Origin of the sequence: Synechococcus sp. PROS-9-1 (assembly GCF_014279775.1) — a bacterium.
Taxonomy (GTDB): domain Bacteria; phylum Cyanobacteriota; class Cyanobacteriia; order PCC-6307; family Cyanobiaceae; genus Synechococcus_C.
The window spans coordinates 1,543,637-1,558,453 of record NZ_CP047961.1 but is presented as its reverse complement, the minus strand read 5'-3'; the positions used below and the strand labels follow the sequence as shown (position 1 = coordinate 1,558,453).

The 14,817-nt window shown below is 53.4% G+C and carries 16 protein-coding genes; 9 read left to right on the top strand and 7 right to left on the bottom strand.

All coding sequences use genetic code 11. From position 1 onward, the window contains the following. Positions 1-226: 226 nt before the first annotated feature. From SynPROS91_RS08360 to SynPROS91_RS08345, 4 genes are all read right to left on the bottom strand, one after another. Positions 227-1,765, bottom strand: coding sequence for an iron ABC transporter permease (locus SynPROS91_RS08360; RefSeq protein WP_186516017.1), 1,539 nt, complete (start codon positions 1,763-1,765; stop codon positions 227-229). Between the two features lie 193 nt (positions 1,766-1,958). Next, positions 1,959-2,108 carry a hypothetical protein gene (locus SynPROS91_RS08355; RefSeq protein ID WP_186516016.1) on the bottom strand — a complete coding sequence of 50 codons (150 nt, stop codon included), beginning with the start codon at positions 2,106-2,108 and terminating at the stop codon, positions 1,959-1,961. A gap of 89 nt (positions 2,109-2,197) precedes the next feature. Continuing rightward, positions 2,198-3,274, bottom strand: coding sequence for a GTP-binding protein (locus SynPROS91_RS08350; protein ID WP_186516015.1), 1,077 nt, complete (start codon positions 3,272-3,274; stop codon positions 2,198-2,200). A gap of 8 nt (positions 3,275-3,282) precedes the next feature. Then, positions 3,283-3,582, bottom strand: a complete 300-nt coding sequence (locus SynPROS91_RS08345; protein WP_186516014.1) for a 4a-hydroxytetrahydrobiopterin dehydratase — start codon at positions 3,580-3,582, stop codon at positions 3,283-3,285. 93 nt (positions 3,583-3,675) lie between these two features. Here SynPROS91_RS08345 and SynPROS91_RS08340 point away from each other — a divergent pair, with 93 nt between their 5' ends. The 7 genes from SynPROS91_RS08340 to SynPROS91_RS08315 all read left to right on the top strand — a co-directional run bounded on the left by SynPROS91_RS08340 (position 3,676) and on the right by SynPROS91_RS08315 (position 8,360). Further along, positions 3,676-3,963 (top strand): hypothetical protein, encoded by a 288-nt coding sequence (locus SynPROS91_RS08340; RefSeq protein WP_186516013.1) that lies wholly within the window; start codon positions 3,676-3,678, stop codon positions 3,961-3,963. A 61-nt stretch (positions 3,964-4,024) separates the two neighbouring features. After that, entirely contained in the window at positions 4,025-4,258 is a 234-nt protein-coding gene (locus tag SynPROS91_RS12230; protein WP_255439696.1) for a hypothetical protein, read from the top strand. An 8-nt stretch (positions 4,259-4,266) separates the two neighbouring features. Continuing rightward, complete coding sequence (locus tag SynPROS91_RS08335; RefSeq protein ID WP_186516012.1) at positions 4,267-4,479, top strand: DUF6737 family protein; 213 nt, start codon at positions 4,267-4,269, stop codon at positions 4,477-4,479. A 77-nt stretch (positions 4,480-4,556) separates the two neighbouring features. Then, on the top strand, positions 4,557-6,092 hold the full coding sequence (locus SynPROS91_RS08330) for a carboxypeptidase M32 (RefSeq protein WP_186516011.1): 1,536 nt from the start codon (positions 4,557-4,559) through the stop codon (positions 6,090-6,092). A gap of 82 nt (positions 6,093-6,174) precedes the next feature. Continuing rightward, complete coding sequence (locus SynPROS91_RS08325; protein WP_048346946.1) at positions 6,175-6,762, top strand: inorganic diphosphatase; 588 nt, start codon at positions 6,175-6,177, stop codon at positions 6,760-6,762. A 563-nt stretch (positions 6,763-7,325) separates the two neighbouring features. Next, positions 7,326-7,505, top strand: coding sequence for a PT domain-containing protein (locus SynPROS91_RS12385; RefSeq protein ID WP_186516010.1), 180 nt, complete (start codon positions 7,326-7,328; stop codon positions 7,503-7,505). Between the two features lie 327 nt (positions 7,506-7,832). After that, a complete protein-coding gene (locus tag SynPROS91_RS08315; protein WP_186519645.1) occupies positions 7,833-8,360 on the top strand; it encodes a L,D-transpeptidase in 528 nt (175 codons plus the stop codon). A gap of 9 nt (positions 8,361-8,369) precedes the next feature. On the opposite strand, the gene hemC is transcribed toward SynPROS91_RS08315, so the two are convergent. Further along, positions 8,370-9,320 (bottom strand): hydroxymethylbilane synthase, encoded by a 951-nt coding sequence (gene hemC, locus SynPROS91_RS08310; protein ID WP_186516009.1) that lies wholly within the window; start codon positions 9,318-9,320, stop codon positions 8,370-8,372. A 164-nt stretch (positions 9,321-9,484) separates the two neighbouring features. Here hemC and SynPROS91_RS08305 point away from each other — a divergent pair, with 164 nt between their 5' ends. Further along, entirely contained in the window at positions 9,485-9,940 is a 456-nt protein-coding gene (locus SynPROS91_RS08305) for a DUF6561 domain-containing protein (protein ID WP_186516008.1), read from the top strand. A 66-nt stretch (positions 9,941-10,006) separates the two neighbouring features. Here SynPROS91_RS08305 and SynPROS91_RS08300 read toward each other — a convergent pair whose 3' ends face one another. Together SynPROS91_RS08300 and rpoD are read right to left on the bottom strand one after the other, a co-directional pair. Next, positions 10,007-10,363: a hypothetical protein gene (locus SynPROS91_RS08300; RefSeq protein WP_186516007.1), complete on the bottom strand. Its 357-nt coding sequence runs from the start codon at positions 10,361-10,363 to the stop codon at positions 10,007-10,009. A 559-nt stretch (positions 10,364-10,922) separates the two neighbouring features. Further along, entirely contained in the window at positions 10,923-12,215 is a 1,293-nt protein-coding gene (gene rpoD / locus SynPROS91_RS08295) for an RNA polymerase sigma factor RpoD (protein WP_186516006.1), read from the bottom strand. A 320-nt stretch (positions 12,216-12,535) separates the two neighbouring features. Here rpoD and priA point away from each other — a divergent pair, with 320 nt between their 5' ends. Beyond that, on the top strand, positions 12,536-14,815 hold the full coding sequence (gene priA / locus SynPROS91_RS08290; protein ID WP_186516005.1) for a primosomal protein N': 2,280 nt from the start codon (positions 12,536-12,538) through the stop codon (positions 14,813-14,815). Positions 14,816-14,817: the final 2 nt, after the last annotated feature.

Genomic DNA, 14,817 nt, shown 5'->3' with positions numbered 1-14,817 from the left:
GCTCCCTGAACTCCCAATGCGCTGGGAGGTTTTCAAAAGCTGCTTCCTAGGCATCGGATGATCGTCTTGGGTTGGTGCTTACGAGCGATCACGGGGTTTGGATTGTTAGCGAGGGCCGCTGCACTCTCGTGAGTGTGAGTGACGATAATTTCAGTTTGATCCTGGGAAATTTGCTGGATTTGTTGGCTCCGCGCCGTAGCCCTGGTTGCCGGTCTTTGCCGGAGAATTAAGTCTCAGTTGTGTGGTCGAGGCCTGGTACGAGGGCAGCTGCGGCAATCAGTCCGAGTCCCAGGATCATCAATGCAGGCCAGAGCGCTGCGGCAAGCCGCTCGTCGCTCGCGTATTGAAAAACTCGCACCGACAGGGTGTCGAAATCAAAGGGTCGAAGCGCGAAGGTCAGAGGTAGCTCCTTCACGGTGTCCACGAAGACCAGGAGTGCACCGACCGCAAGCGGTCCTTGCAGCAGGGGAATGTGAATGCGACGGAGCACATCAGGCCAGCGGCAGCCCAGGCCAGTGGCTGCTTCATCAAGGCTTGGTGACATTCGTTCTAAGCCTGCATCAAGGCCCCCTTTGGCAACAGCAAGGAAACGATCGCTATAGCCCCAGAGCAAAAGCAGGATGGGTGAGAGCTGCCAGGGGCCACCAATGATGAGCAAGGCCAGGGCGAGCACGGCACCTGGAATCGCGTACCCGAGCCCGGCGAGAAAGGTGAGGCTGTGCAGCCAAGGGGCCGTGGTCCAGCGCTTTGTGATGGCAAGGAGCAAGGCAGCTGCAACGGCTAAGCCTGCTGCTGCAAGGGCGAGACCAAGACTGCGCAAGGTCAGCAGAAACAGCTCTGGCTGTAAACCGGTTTGAAGTTGATCAAGGTTCAAGCAGGCCCAGATCAAGGGTGTGCCAAGGCTCAGAAACGGTGGAATGAACCCCAAGGCCTGAGCGGCCAAGGCTCTCGTTCCAGTGAGAGTCCAGTTTGGGGATTCTCCACCCGTTAGGCCTTCCGACCATCGACGACTACGACGACGCAGTTTGCGTTCGCCGATCAACAGTCCCGTCACGATGATCAGTGTGACTAGGGCAAGTCCGACCGCTCCTGCTGGATTTCCTTCGAGTTGCCAGGCCTGGAGAATTCCAGCGGAGAGACTTGGGATGCCTAGGAGTTGAACGGCCCCAAGTTCGTTGACCACCTCCATTCCCATCAGTGCGATTCCGGCTCCGATGGCAGGGAGAGCCATCGGCAGGGCAATGCGTCGAAAGCTTTCCCATGGACCAACTCCGAGGCATCGGCAGGCTTCAAGCTGGCGACGACCGCAGATGCTGAAGCTTTCAGTGCTGAGCAGGAAAACGTAGGGATAGGTGCTTAAAGCCATGACCAGCACCCCCCAACCCAGTCCATGAATTCGGATCCCATGGATGCTGCCCAGGTCCACGAGCGTTGCAGCCAGAAGGTACGAAGGGCTGGCGAGAGGGAGCAGTTGGGCAACCCGAAGAAGGCGTCGGCCTGGAAAGCGGCAATTGGCGAGCAGCCAGCCGTTCGCTGAACCAAGAACGGCTCCGAGGCTCGCGGTGCCAAGCAGCAGGAGGGTTGTTCCGCGGATTTGGATCAGACCATCGGCACCCAGGCTGGCCGTACCAAGAAGGAGGCCTCTGACTCCCTCTCCAATTAATCCGCCCAAGGGAAAGAGTGCGAGTGCGGCGAGGAGGCAGGCCACAACTGCCAATAGGGTCCTCCCCTGATGCCACTGGCCTTGCAAGCTCTTGCTTGTCATGAGTGGTAGCGCTCATCCACAGAGATCACCCAACCGAGCGATTGATCTCGAATCGCCTAGGGATCGAACGTTCACAGGAAGGAAGCAGTCAGGTCCACGTCGTCGCCATGGATTGGCACTGACTTGCATTCGCACCAAGAGACTGTTGAGAACAGTACTCAAGAGTGACTCACTTCGCTTGGTCTCTGCCCTTTCAGCGTCGGACTTGTCTTACGGGAATTGGAACGAGTGCGGGTTCCATTAATCCGCCACCACTGTTGTCGTCATCGTCAGAGTTGGCGTTAAACCAGAGAAGGATGCCAATCAGAATGAAACATGTCCCCAGAAGGGTGAGCTCAAACATCGCCAACCCAAAGCTGGCGTAACTCTAATCAGAATGTTTCGGTATCGACATCTCAACCTGAACGCAAACGTTGGAATGGGGTGGTTGATTTACGAAAAGCCTTTGCCGGCATCCTTGGCGACACACGCTTTGAGTTGTCCCCTCAGGGTGCTGTGGTCCATCTCCTGACCGATCAACACCAGTTGATTCTTGCGTTCGCCATCCCAGTCGCTGTCATCAATGGAGAAGCGTTTGCCAGCCAGATGAAAAACATGGCGCTTTTCGCTTTCGTTAAACCAAAGGATGCCTTTGGCGCGAAAAACGCTCTCGGGCAATTGATTGTCGAGGAAGTTTTGAAATTTGCGGAGGGAGAAGGGTCCGTCACTGCTGAATGACAGGGAGGTATAGCCCTCGATGTCGAGATGGTCAGCATGGTCATGGCCGTGATGCGCGTGACCATGGTCATGATCGTGATGGTCGTGGTGCCCATGGTCATGGTCATGGTCGTGCCCGTGATCGTGATGGTCGTGATCGGCTTTGGTCGCAACGCGATCGCTCTCAAACAATCCAACACTCATCAAGAGAGGCAGGGGAACATCTCCTTTCACGGAATGAAGGATACGGGCATCTTTTTTGATACTGCGTAGGCTTTCTTCTAATTCTTTGACACGCTCTGTTGATACCAAATCTGTTTTGTTTAGAAGAAGAATGTCTCCATAAATAATTTGGGAGCGCCCAACTTCACTTTCAAAAACGCGAGCATTGCAATTTTCAGCATCAACGAGGGTGATGATTGAATCCAACCTGGTCTGATCCCGCAATTCACTGCCTAGAAATGTCATGGCTACGGGAAGTGGATCGGCAAGACCTGTGGTCTCCACAACCAAATAGTCCAAGGGTTCAGGACGCTTCAGGATGCGATCGACAGCTTCCAGCAATTCCCCATTAATCGTGCAGCAGATGCAGCCATTGCTGAGCTCCACCATGTCTGCGCTGGTGCTCACCACAAGATCGTTGTCGATGCCAATCTCTCCGAACTCGTTCACCAGAACAGCAGTTTTGAGACCGTCTTGATTGCTGAGAATGTGGTTGAGGAGAGTGGTCTTTCCGGCGCCTAGAAATCCGGTGAGAATGGTGACAGGTGTTCCGTTGGTTTCAATCCTTTGGTTGGAAGCAGTCGCTGACATGGCCGGAGTTAAAAGGTTGGAGAGAGGGCGTCGATCGCTAGGGCTAATTCGGCATCACGGCTTGAGAGTCCACCAAGATCATGGGTCGTGAGACGAATGGTGACACGGTTATAAACATTGCTCCACTCGGGATGGTGATTGGCGCATTCGGCTAGGAGTGCGACCTGAGTCATGAAGCCAAAGGCTTCAACGAAGGAGTGGAAGCTCCACTCTTTTTCCAGTCCATCAGATGCAATCGTCCAGGAAGGACAAGAAGAGCAGAGGCTTTGAAGTGCCGCGTCATCGAGCAAAACAGCTTGCTTTGACATAGATGAATCTGGATCTTGAGATATCTGGAGTTTGGTTCAGAACCCAAACATGGGTAAAACCACCACTAATGTTTTAGGGCGTTTTGAGTGCCGATGGCGATGACGCCCTTGCTTGGTCGTTCGTCCTCTTTGCGGACCTGGAGTGTGAGCGCTGTCGTTGCCACAACATCGATTGTGTTGTGGGCCTGTCAGGCACCATCCGCTTCGGCGCAGAGGATTGTTGAAAAGATCGAGAGCCGTTGTCCCTTGGGCTATGTCGACATGCTCAATGGAAAATGCAGCACCCTCGGGATGATGACTCATACAGTTCAAGTCATCGATGGCCGATCCTGCCCATCCGGATGGCTGGATGTGGGGGGAGGGTATTGCCGCAAACAATGAGTCGTTGTTTTCTGACGCCCGGCAATGTGATCACTAAGGTGCCTTAGTTATTGCAATTTGAATGGTCCGTTTATTTGCTCTCGGGATGTTGTTGTCGTTGATCTCACCAACCGAGGCGTTGGCTCAAAAAAGGATCCCAAAAGCACAGGGTCATAATCAGTGCCCATTGGGTTATGTGAATACTCTTGGCACCACCTGCGTATCGCCCATTAATTATCAAATGAGGCCAACAAATGGTGAGGCTTGCGACTCCGGCTGGATGAATGTGGGTGCTGGTTATTGCAGGAAGAAGTAGGTCGGAACGTGAATCAGCAGCCGGTTGCCTTTTGGTCCCTTAAACCGTGGTGGTGTCAGCCCTGGAGCATTGTCCTCACAGGCGTTGTTATTTCGCTTGGCAGCTGGCTATTCCTTCATCGACTTTGGATCACGCTTCCCATCACCTTGGCAATTTTGGCTTGGTGGATGTTGTTTCTGGTGCTTGTGCCTGCTGCTTACAGCAGACAAGAGGACTCTTGAAACTCTGTCTGAAATGTGTTGGTGTCTTTACCTTCAAGCACCGAGCTGTATAGGGTTCAATCAGAGATGGAGCCCAGATGGGATCCAGGACAACGGCCTGGGATCGGTTAGGCGATTACCTGCATCAGACCAAAATCACTGGCTCCATTGCGAGCACGTTGTATTGGGACCAAAACACCCGCATGCCCTCCGGTGGGGCATCTTGGCGAGGAGAGCAGTTGGCGCTTCTGGCGATTCAACTGCATTCACGGCAGAGCTCCCGCGATTACGCCGATCTGATCCAGGAGGCCCGTGTTGAGTGGAGCCAGTCAGGGCTTTCAACGACAGAGAAGGCCGCTTGCGGCCGGAATCTTGACTTGCTCGAGCAGGATCTAGGCCGGCAACAGGCGTTAGACCCTGCTTTGGTGGCAGCGTTGGCAACGGCTAAAGCCGACGGCTACAACACTTGGCAACAAGCACGAGCCAACTCCGATTTCGGCGTGTTTGCTCCCTCCTTGCGCACCATGATTGGATTGCGTCAAGAACAGGCTCGACAGCTTGCAGAGCCGCGCAGTTGTTGGGAAACACTGGCTCAGCCATTTGAGCCCGATCTCACCTTGAAGCGTTTGCTGGAGTTGTTTGCACCGCTTCGGCAGCGCTTGCCAGAGTTGTTGCAACAAGCTGGTCGGCAGCCACGTCAGCGAGAGCTCAGTTGGGATCTCCCTGAACCAGCACAGCAACAGCTCTGCGACACCTTGTTGACCTCCTGGGGACGCGATGCGTCGATGACCTGTGTTGCGCGATCCCCCCATCCCTTCTCGATCACGCTTGGTCCGAACGACTACAGGATCACGACCAGAGTTGTTCCAGGGCAACCGCTGTCCTGTTTCCTGGCCACAGCCCATGAATGGGGACACTCCCTTTATGAGCAGGGTCTTCCTGATCAGAAACATCAATGGTTTGCCTGGCCTCTGGGGCAGGCGACATCCATGGCCGTGCATGAAAGTCAATCGCTGTTTTGGGAAAATCGGGTCGCAAGAAGTCAGCCGTTTGCGCAGCAGTGGTGGCCGGATTTTGAGGCTGCCGGCGCTCCGCTCTCATCAGCAGATGATCTTTGGAGGGCGATGAATCCTTTGGCTCCTGGTTTGAACCGGGTGGAGGCCGATGAGCTCAGCTATGGATTGCACATCATGATTCGAACGGATCTAGAAATTGCTTTGCTCGAGCAAGGCCTGTCGGTGGAGGAGCTTCCTGCTGAATGGAATCGGCGTTATGGAGAGCTTCTTGGCGTGACACCATCCAATGACGCAGAGGGCTGCCTTCAGGATGTGCACTGGAGCGAAGGACTGTTCGGATACTTCCCTTCGTATCTGCTTGGACATCTGATCAGTGCTCAGCTGAGCGAGGCGATGGCTGCTGCTATTGGATGCCCTGAGGAGCATGTACGTCGTGGTGATGTCGCACCCTTGTTGGACTGGCTCCGGGAGCATGTGCATCCTGTCGGACGGGCGATGAATGCGGAACAACTGGTACAGGCCGTGAGTGGCCGAGCCCTGACGTCTGAACCATTCCTGCGCTATTTGGAAGACAAACTCGATCGGGTTTTAGCCGCGAGCCAAGTTGGCGGCACCTAGTCGTTACGCCATTGTTACGGATGCGTGCTTTATCGCTGGGATCTGGCTCCCCGTAGGATTCCGGCGCTGATCGTCCTCTTTCATGGCCAATCTCGACCAGGCTCCAAGCCGCAGCATGCCCAACTTGCTTCATGTGCTGCCGGCCTTTGCTGATGAGGCTGAGCTACGCCTCAACACCATCGTGGAGCTCAACTCCAACACGATCAACAAGTACGAGCTCATTACGGAAACAGGCCATCTCAAGTTGGATCGGGTTGGCTACTCCTCTCTGGCTTACCCCTTCGCCTATGGCTGTATTCCTCGCACCTGGGATGAGGACGGAGATCCTCTCGATATTGAGATCGTGAATGTGACCGAACCCTTAATTCCGGGTTCGATCGTGGAAGCAAGGATCATCGGGATCATGACCTTTGATGATGGTGGTGAGGTTGATGACAAGGTGATCGCCGTTTTGGCCGATGACAAGCGTGTTGATCACATCAAGAGCTTTGAAGATCTTGGTGAGCAATGGAAAAAGGAAACCACTTACTACTGGGAGCACTACAAGGATTTGAAAAAGCCAGGAACCTGCACGGTGAATGGATTTTTCGGCACCGAAAAAGCTGTGGAGATTATCAAGAGCTGCGAAGCTCGCTACATGACTGACATCGATCCAAAGTTGGTTGACTGATGTCCTTATGTTCTCCTTGAATAATTAGGCAAAAGCGGGGTGATACCCCGCTTTTTATTGCTTAGAAGTTGATTTAGGGCTTAATTAAAAGAGGATCAAGGAGGGTAGAATGATATCTCCAACAGTACTGAAAGCTCTCCCTAAGTGAAAGTCGCGGACAACTCCGAGAAGAGATTCAAAGCCAAAACTATCATCAAAAAGCCCGGCCTTAAATGCCGCTACATTGATTTCGCCTTGGTCGTCTGTAATAAATCCACCGAGGATGTGGAAGCAATCGTGATTTAAGAGCAATTCAGACGTGCTTTTTTTATCTCCAGGTAGTGCCCAATTCCTATCCCGGTACCAATGAACAGTGTGCCCCAGGCTGCCTTCTGGATAGGCCTCTCATTGCTGGTAGCGCTCGTAAACAGCCCAATCTCCGATGGATTGATGGAACATTGTGATCACACCTTTAATCACTTTCGGCGCTGAGTCGAGGCCTAGAAACTCGCCTAGACTCCTGCGTCCATAATCGATTAGAAGTCACTTTATGTGATTGTCTCGAACTCGATGCAGGCCTTTGATTGTATTGGGATGAATCTCTAGCTGCTCTGCAAAGTTATCGACAACAGCTACCCTCCTCGGGTCAACCTTCATCTCAACCTTCATCTCAACCTTCATCTCAACCTTCATCTCAACCTTCATCTCAACCTTCATCTCAACCTTCATCTCAACCTTCATGTCAACATAAGAAAGAAGAATGAGGATTTGAAGGAGTTGCTCGCGTTTCTTTTTATCGGATGTTTTTTCTGATAAATCTGCAGGCTCGATGCCCTTTAGATGGCTCCATCATTTCCAAAGTGATGGGCTCAATCTCTGCAATGCCTCCCATGGAGCCCACTTTGTGCATGGCTTGTAAGAACAGCTTTGCGTCCTCTTCAGGCCAGGATGGTTGGTTCTTCATTCCAGTCTTGATGGGTTGGAGCTTGGGCGCACATTTCTTGAATCCTTAAGGTTTCACTCATCGCAGTGTGCGGTTTTTTTGTCGCGCAGTGCATACGTTGAGACCAGTGAGTCTTGGTTGTCCACCAATGGGTCTCAAATGCACTGCTTGCGTTCCTGCTCTTCCAGTTGCGTTGCTCGCCTCCTCTCTTCTCGTGGCGGCTCCCGCGCTGTCTCGATCAGAGTCCATCCAAGTGACGATGGCTGTTCGTCCGCCAGAACAGGGGCGTGTTGTGTTGAATCTGGGCCGCAGGCAAATCAGTGTTGTGCGACAGGGCCAGACCCTTGGCCCATGGCCTGTAGCGATTGGTGATCCCGCGACCCCTTCACCTTCTGGGGTGTTCAAGGTCGAGAACATGATGATGAACCCTCAGTACCAGAGCACTAAGTCAGGGAAGCTGCATCCCAAACGTGGTCCTCAAAGCCCGTTGGGGCATCGCTGGATTGGGTTCTTGCGAAGTGGACCCAATCAATTCGGCATTCATGGCACTCCCTGGCCTCATTGGGTGAAAACCAGAGCGGCCGTCTCCAACGGCTGTGTGCGCATGTTGAATGCGCATGTTCAGCAGCTGTATGACCACGTGGAAGTGGGGATGGCAGTGGAAATTATGCGTTGAACCCAGCGATTACTGGCCTCGCTCCTGTTCAAAGATCTCCTGAAGGATTTCACCGGCTCCTTGATCCTTGAGCTTGTGGGCGAGGTCTCGTCCCACCGCTTCAGGGTCGGCTAGGGGGCCAGCCTGCTCGTCACGGATGAGCCGTTTGCCATCAAGGCTGGCCACCATTCCCGTGAGCTGGATGGTGTCGCCCTGAATTTGGCTGTTGACGCCGATGGGCACTTGGCAACCGCCCTCCAGCACTCTCAGGAATGCTCGTTCTGCTAGGCAGCGGGCTGAGGTTGGTGCGTGGTTTAGCACTTGAATCAGCTCCATCACTTCGGGGCGATCGCATACGCATTCAATCCCTAGAGCTCCTTGTCCCACCGCATGAAGAGAGATGTTCCCGGGGATGCTCTGGTGAATTCGATCGCCGAAGCCGAGTCGACTGAGCCCAGCTGCGGCCAGGATTAAACAGTCGTAATTGCCTGAGTCCAGCTTCTCAAGCCGTGTGATGACGTTTCCGCGGACGTCTTTGAACTGAAGATGGGGGTAGTGATAGCGCAGTTGGGCGAGGCGGCGTAGAGAGCTGGTTCCAACAATGGAACCCTCCGGCAGGGTCTCAAGTGTGTACTCAGCATTTTTGCTGTTCACCACCAGGGCATCCGCGGGGTCTTCCCGTTCGCTGATGCAACCCAGCATCAGCCCCTCGGGAAGATTCGTGGGGAGGTCTTTCAGGGAGTGAACGGCGATCTCGGCACGGCCCACAAGCATTTGAGCTTCCAGCTCTTTGGTGAATAAGCCTTTGTCTCCGATCTTCGCTAGGGCAACGTCAAGGATTTTGTCGCCTTGGGTTGCCATTGCCTCAACAGAGATGGCAAGGCCGGGGTGGGCTTTTTCTAATTCTGCTTTGACCCAATTGGTCTGAACCATGGCCAGCTGGCTGCGGCGTGAGGCGATGCGCAGATGCTCGAGGGCCATGTTTGAGAGACTTCAGTCCGCAAGATTACGCAGACGTGCCCCCCGCTGTCACGTGTATGCCTATGAAAATTGGCATGGGTTGCTTCCTTGTGACTTGGAGGCCTGGCTTTAAGTCGCCTTGACCGGCGCTCAGCTTTACGATTCAACACAGTTGAGTCAATGTCATGCCAGGGCCTGTCGTTAACGGAGTTCGTAAAGACGGTCTGCCTGCTCTGGATCAGGCAACGTCCTCCAAGGAGGTCCTCCCTTTTTTGCCACTCTTAAATGAGGGCACGATCAAATTGATCCTGTTAAGCAGTGGCGGTGTCTTGATGGCGCGGCTTAGGAACACAACCGATCCAGATGGCGAACGGGCATACCAATTGATTCGTCCGCTCAGTGTGATCCAAGCCAGCTCGGATCAGCCTTGGCAATTGCAGCCTTATTTAGAGGGCTTGACGTCTCAAAAAAATATTGTGGTTTACAAAGCTGCCGTGGCATCCATTCTTGATCCTGATCCTCGGCTTCTTCAGGTCTATACACGCAATACTTCCCAGGAGTGTCCGCCTTCAGAGACACCAGTTGAACGTCTGAAGCGAGCTTTTCAGGAATTTACTGAATGCATTGAGGATGAAGTGTAGGTTGACACTTTTTAAATATTAGGATGAGTATTGAATTTTAAATCTTGAATCGAGGCTTTCTTTCTCTTATCCTTGGCTGATTGATCCAGTGTCTTCTTTGAAGAGTTGTTCTAAGTCTATTTTTCCTTTCTCAGAAAGTAGTGTTTCGTAATCATGCTCTTTTCCGATCGATTCAATTAAGTCATCGTCATCTGAGAGGTCTGGATGAAATTCGCGATACCAGGATAAGACTCTGTCTTCGATCTCGAAAATTGTATTAAAAAAGGGTGTGATGCTATTTTGCAAGCTATTTTGCTCAGATTCAGTTAGCCCCTTAAATTGATTGTCATGCATCATGAATGTATGGGTGACAAGTCTTGCTTGTTTGAGAGATTCCAGGGCCTCCAGGAAATCTCTAGATGTGTTTGTATTCTTGTTGACCATTTTCTTGTTGATAGATAGTGTTTTATTCGCTATTCGCTCAGTGGGAGGAATTGATGTAAGTGTGAGTACCTAATTGAGTTCATGTTGTGCTGACAAAGCATTCTGTCTGTCTTGCCATGCTTGGGGGAATGTTTGTTGGGGATGGGTTTGAGTGAGCTGTTGAGAACTTCACTGTAGTGTCGAAGCGTAAATTTGCTGGTTCTTTCTGCTTTGTATTGTTGTGGTCAAATCACTCAGGCATTTTTAGCAACGTACACAACGCCTTTTTGTTATGCCTTTTATTGCTGCGACTGCTAGGTATGCCTGCTCGGGCTCAGGATTAGACACTCGATGTGTGCCCCAGCCGCTTTGTTAGGGAATGGACTGATGCTCTCTATGAATCGGAGGGATTAAAGGCGGGGCAGGAGTGGAATATAAAAATAGTTTTTACTTGCAAGGTTCTACTCAAGCGTATTGATGATCATTCGCTTTGTAGGCGATAGGTCTATCATTAATGGGTCATTAAAAACCCCCTATTTTGAAAGGGGGTGGGAGAACCAAGTATCTCAAGCTTGGCTTGTTATTTGATGTATTCCTTGAGTACGCCATTCCTGTTGGGATGGCGTAATTTTCGCAGAGCTTTGGCTTCGATTTGACGAATCCGCTCACGGGTGACATCAAAGATTTGTCCAATCTCCTCCAATGTCTTCATGCGTCCATCGTCAAGGCCGTAGCGAAGGCGCAGGACATCCCTCTCGCGAGGGCTAAGAGTGGCAAGAACTCCCTCAAGGTCTTCGCGAAGAAGATTTTTGGCAACATCTTGCTCTGGATTTTCGATATCGGCTTCGATGAAGTCGCCTAGTCGTGAATCCTCTTCCTTGCCGATGGGGGTTTCGAGGGAAATTGGAAGTTGAGCACTCTTGGCGATAAATCGCAATTTCTCGATGGTCATTTCCATCGATTCAGCGATTTCTTCCTCTGTTGGTTTGCGTCCAAATTCCTGGCTGAGGACTTTGGTGGTTTTCTTGATCCTGGAAATGGTCTCGTAGAGGTGCACTGGTAGTCGGATGGTTCGCGACTGATCGGCGATGGCGCGGGTGATGGCCTGACGGATCCACCAAGTGGCATAGGTCGAGAACTTATAGCCTTTTTCGTGATCGAATTTCTCTGCTGCACGAATGAGGCCGAGGCTGCCTTCCTGAATGAGGTCCTGAAAGCTCAGGCCTCGGTTCATGTATTTCTTGGCAATCGAGACCACCAGGCGCAAGTTCGATTGCACCATTTTTTCTTTGGCTCGTCGGCCGAGCATCAGTCGTCTGCGGAAGCGGATGACTGGCATCTCAACCAGTGCTGCCCATTCCTTTGTATCAGGAAGTTTTCCGTTATCGCTTTCAAACTGCGCAGCGAGTTCCTCGAGATGCAGGAGGTCCGCAATTTTGCGAGCCAATTCAATCTCTTCGTCCGGCCGCAGGAGGCGAATGCGTCCGATCTCCTGAAGGTAAACCCGAATGGAGTCTTCGGTGTAAACGCCTTTAGGCCCTACTTTGATGCTCGCCAAAACTTTGGCTTTCGCGTCCGCTTTGGCCTTTGCTGCGCTTGCATTTGTCTCAGCAGAAGCAAGTAGTTGATCTGCTGATGCGTCCAGGTTGGCTGCAGTGGCAGTAGCAGTGGTTTTTGCCTTGCTGCTGGCTTTGCTGGTTTTGGCTTTGGGGGTGGTTTTAGTCGCTTTTGTTTTGGTGCTGGCCTTGGCTTTCGAGGCAGGCTTTGCTTTGGCCTTCGCCAGCTTTGGCAGACCTTTTTCGTCGGCCAGCATCATGATCGAAGGAGCTTGTGTTGCTTTGGCCTGTGCCAATTTGGTCGCGGCAGGACTCATGGCGGTCAGTAACGAAGGAGAGAGCGGGACAGGAAGCGAATGTCATCAACAGTTAAGTGCAACCGGCCGGATGAGGTCGGATGCTCTTGTGGCGTCACCTTCCCGTCATAGAAACGGTGCGCAACGAAAAACGCGGAGCGTTAGGCAAAATTGAGAGAGCTGGAGTGGTCCGATGCAGAAGTGTCAAGGGCATTCTCAGACCGGTCGGCTTCATGGAATTCCATGGCTCGAACTTCGGATCTTCCCTTTGGAAGGAACTCTGCTTGTTCCAACAACAGCCTTTCAGCTGTCCAACCCTTTTATCTTAAAAAAAAGGTGTCATGAGCGCAACCCCTATAACCGATTTTTCAAAAAATCCCGTCCGGCCGCCGCCAGTTCTAGTGGTGGTCGATGTTTGGCTTGAGGCTGGTCGGGATGGGCGCACCTTCACCTACTGCGATCGCAACCAGCTGAATGTCCGTTTAGGAGACCTTGTTCAGGTGTCTCTTCGCGGTCGTCGCATTCAAGGGTTGGTCACGGCCTGCCGCACACAACCTGCGGATGAAAATCGCCCGCTTCAGCCAGTTGAAGCTCTCCTGCAACCGGCTGCTGTCGGACATGAATGGAGATTGTGGCTTGAGGAGATGGCGCAGCGTTGCCACACCAGCCCGTTTCGAATGTTGAAAGCAGCTCTCCCCCCCGGTTGGCTGGGACAGCGCGTGGTTCCAACCGTGAAGGAACGAAGGCTCTGGTGGGTGTCTTTGCCTGACAGCATCGCCAGTTTGGATGCTGACTTGCCGGCACGGCAGGCTTGCTTAGTGGCCAAGTTGCAGGAGTTAGGGGGAGGAGCGTGGCAACGAGACCTCGTCGCTGCAGGTTTTCAATCAGGAATCCTGCAAGCTCTGGTGCGCCGAGAGCGTCTTGTTCGTGAGTTGCGTCTCGCCACTGATCCGGAACCAAGCCCCCTGTCGCTGGACTTGGTTCCGGCGACCGAAGCTCCGAGAACCCTCACCGATGAGCAGCAGGTTGCGATCAATACCTTTAACGAGCAGCCCGATGGTGGGGGTGTGCTGCTTTGGGGGATCACCGGTTCTGGCAAGACCGAGGTCTACCTCCAGCTTGCTGCTGAAGAGTTGGCAGCAGGCCGGCATGTTTTGTTGCTGACTCCTGAAATTGGTCTCATTCCCCAGCTGGTGGATCGCTGTCGGCGTCGATTTGGTGCTCGAGTGCTCGAGTATCACAGTGGTTGCACAGAACGGGAACGGGTCCGCACCTGGCGCAACAGCCTGGAGGCAGAGGGGCCTCTCGTGATCGTTGGCACCCGTTCTTCCATTTTTCTGCCGCTCAGCCCCTTGGGTTTGATCGTGTTGGACGAGGAGCACGACAGCTCCTACAAGCAGGAGTCACCAATGCCCTGCTATCACGCCCGTGACCTTGCGATGGCAAGAGTGCAACGGGAGGGAGGTCGTGTGTTGCTCGGAAGTGCAACACCCTCCCTCGAAACCTGGATTCAGCTAGCCCCAGAAGGGCCTTTGGCCTTAGCTCGGCTTCAAACGCGCATCTCTGCTCAACCTTTGCCGCCGGTTCAGATCATCGACATGCGCCATGAACTCGCCGATGGCCATCGGCGCTTGATCAGCAGGGCGCTCATGGATCGGTTGTCGAAACTTCCTGAACAAGGCGAACAGGCGGTTGTGTTGGTGCCTCGCCGCGGATACAGCACGTTTTTGAGCTGCCGAAGCTGTGGCGAGGTCATGCAGTGTCCGCACTGCGATGTGGCCCTCACCGTCCATGGGAAAAGCACCGGTCAACAATGGCTGCGTTGCCACTGGTGTGATTATCGGGACCCAGTTGCGACGAACTGCGGGCACTGTGGTTCGTCGGCTTTTAAGCCCTTCGGTGCTGGTACTCAAAGGGTTTTGGAACAGCTGGAGTCTGAGTTGGAGGGACTGCGATTGTTGCGCTTTGATCGCGACACCACCGGTGGACGCGACGGACATCGGCGTTTGTTGGATCAATTTGCAGCTGGTGAAGCGGATGTCTTGGTTGGAACCCAAATGCTGGCAAAGGGGATGGACCTGCCGCGCGTCACGCTTGCCGCCGTGTTGGCCGCTGATGGCCTATTGCATCGTCCCGATCTCCGTGCTGGGGAGCAGGCACTTCAGTTGTTGTTGCAACTCGCAGGCAGGGCTGGTCGTGGGGAGCGTCCCGGGCAAGTTCTTGTTCAGACCTATAGCCCTGATCATCCGGTGATCTTGCACTTAGTGGATGGTCGTTATGAGCGTTTTCTGGAGGAGGAAGCTCGGGAGCGCCGCGAAGCTGGATTGGTGCCCTATGCCAGGGCTTGTGTGTTGCGGCTGTCTGGGACGTCCGCATCCACAACGGCAACAGCTGCTGCTGTGTTGGCCGAACAACTTCGCCCCGGTTGCATCGACGCCGGTTGGCAGCTCATTGGCCCAGCTCCAGCTCCGGTGGCACGGGTTGCTGGTCGCAGTCGCTGGCAGCTATTGATGCATGGTCCACAAGCTTCGGCTTTGCCTTTGCCACCAGGCAGCACGCTGTGGGATGGCTTGCCCAGTGGTGTGGCACTGGCTGTTGATCCAGACCCCCTGCAGCTCTGAAC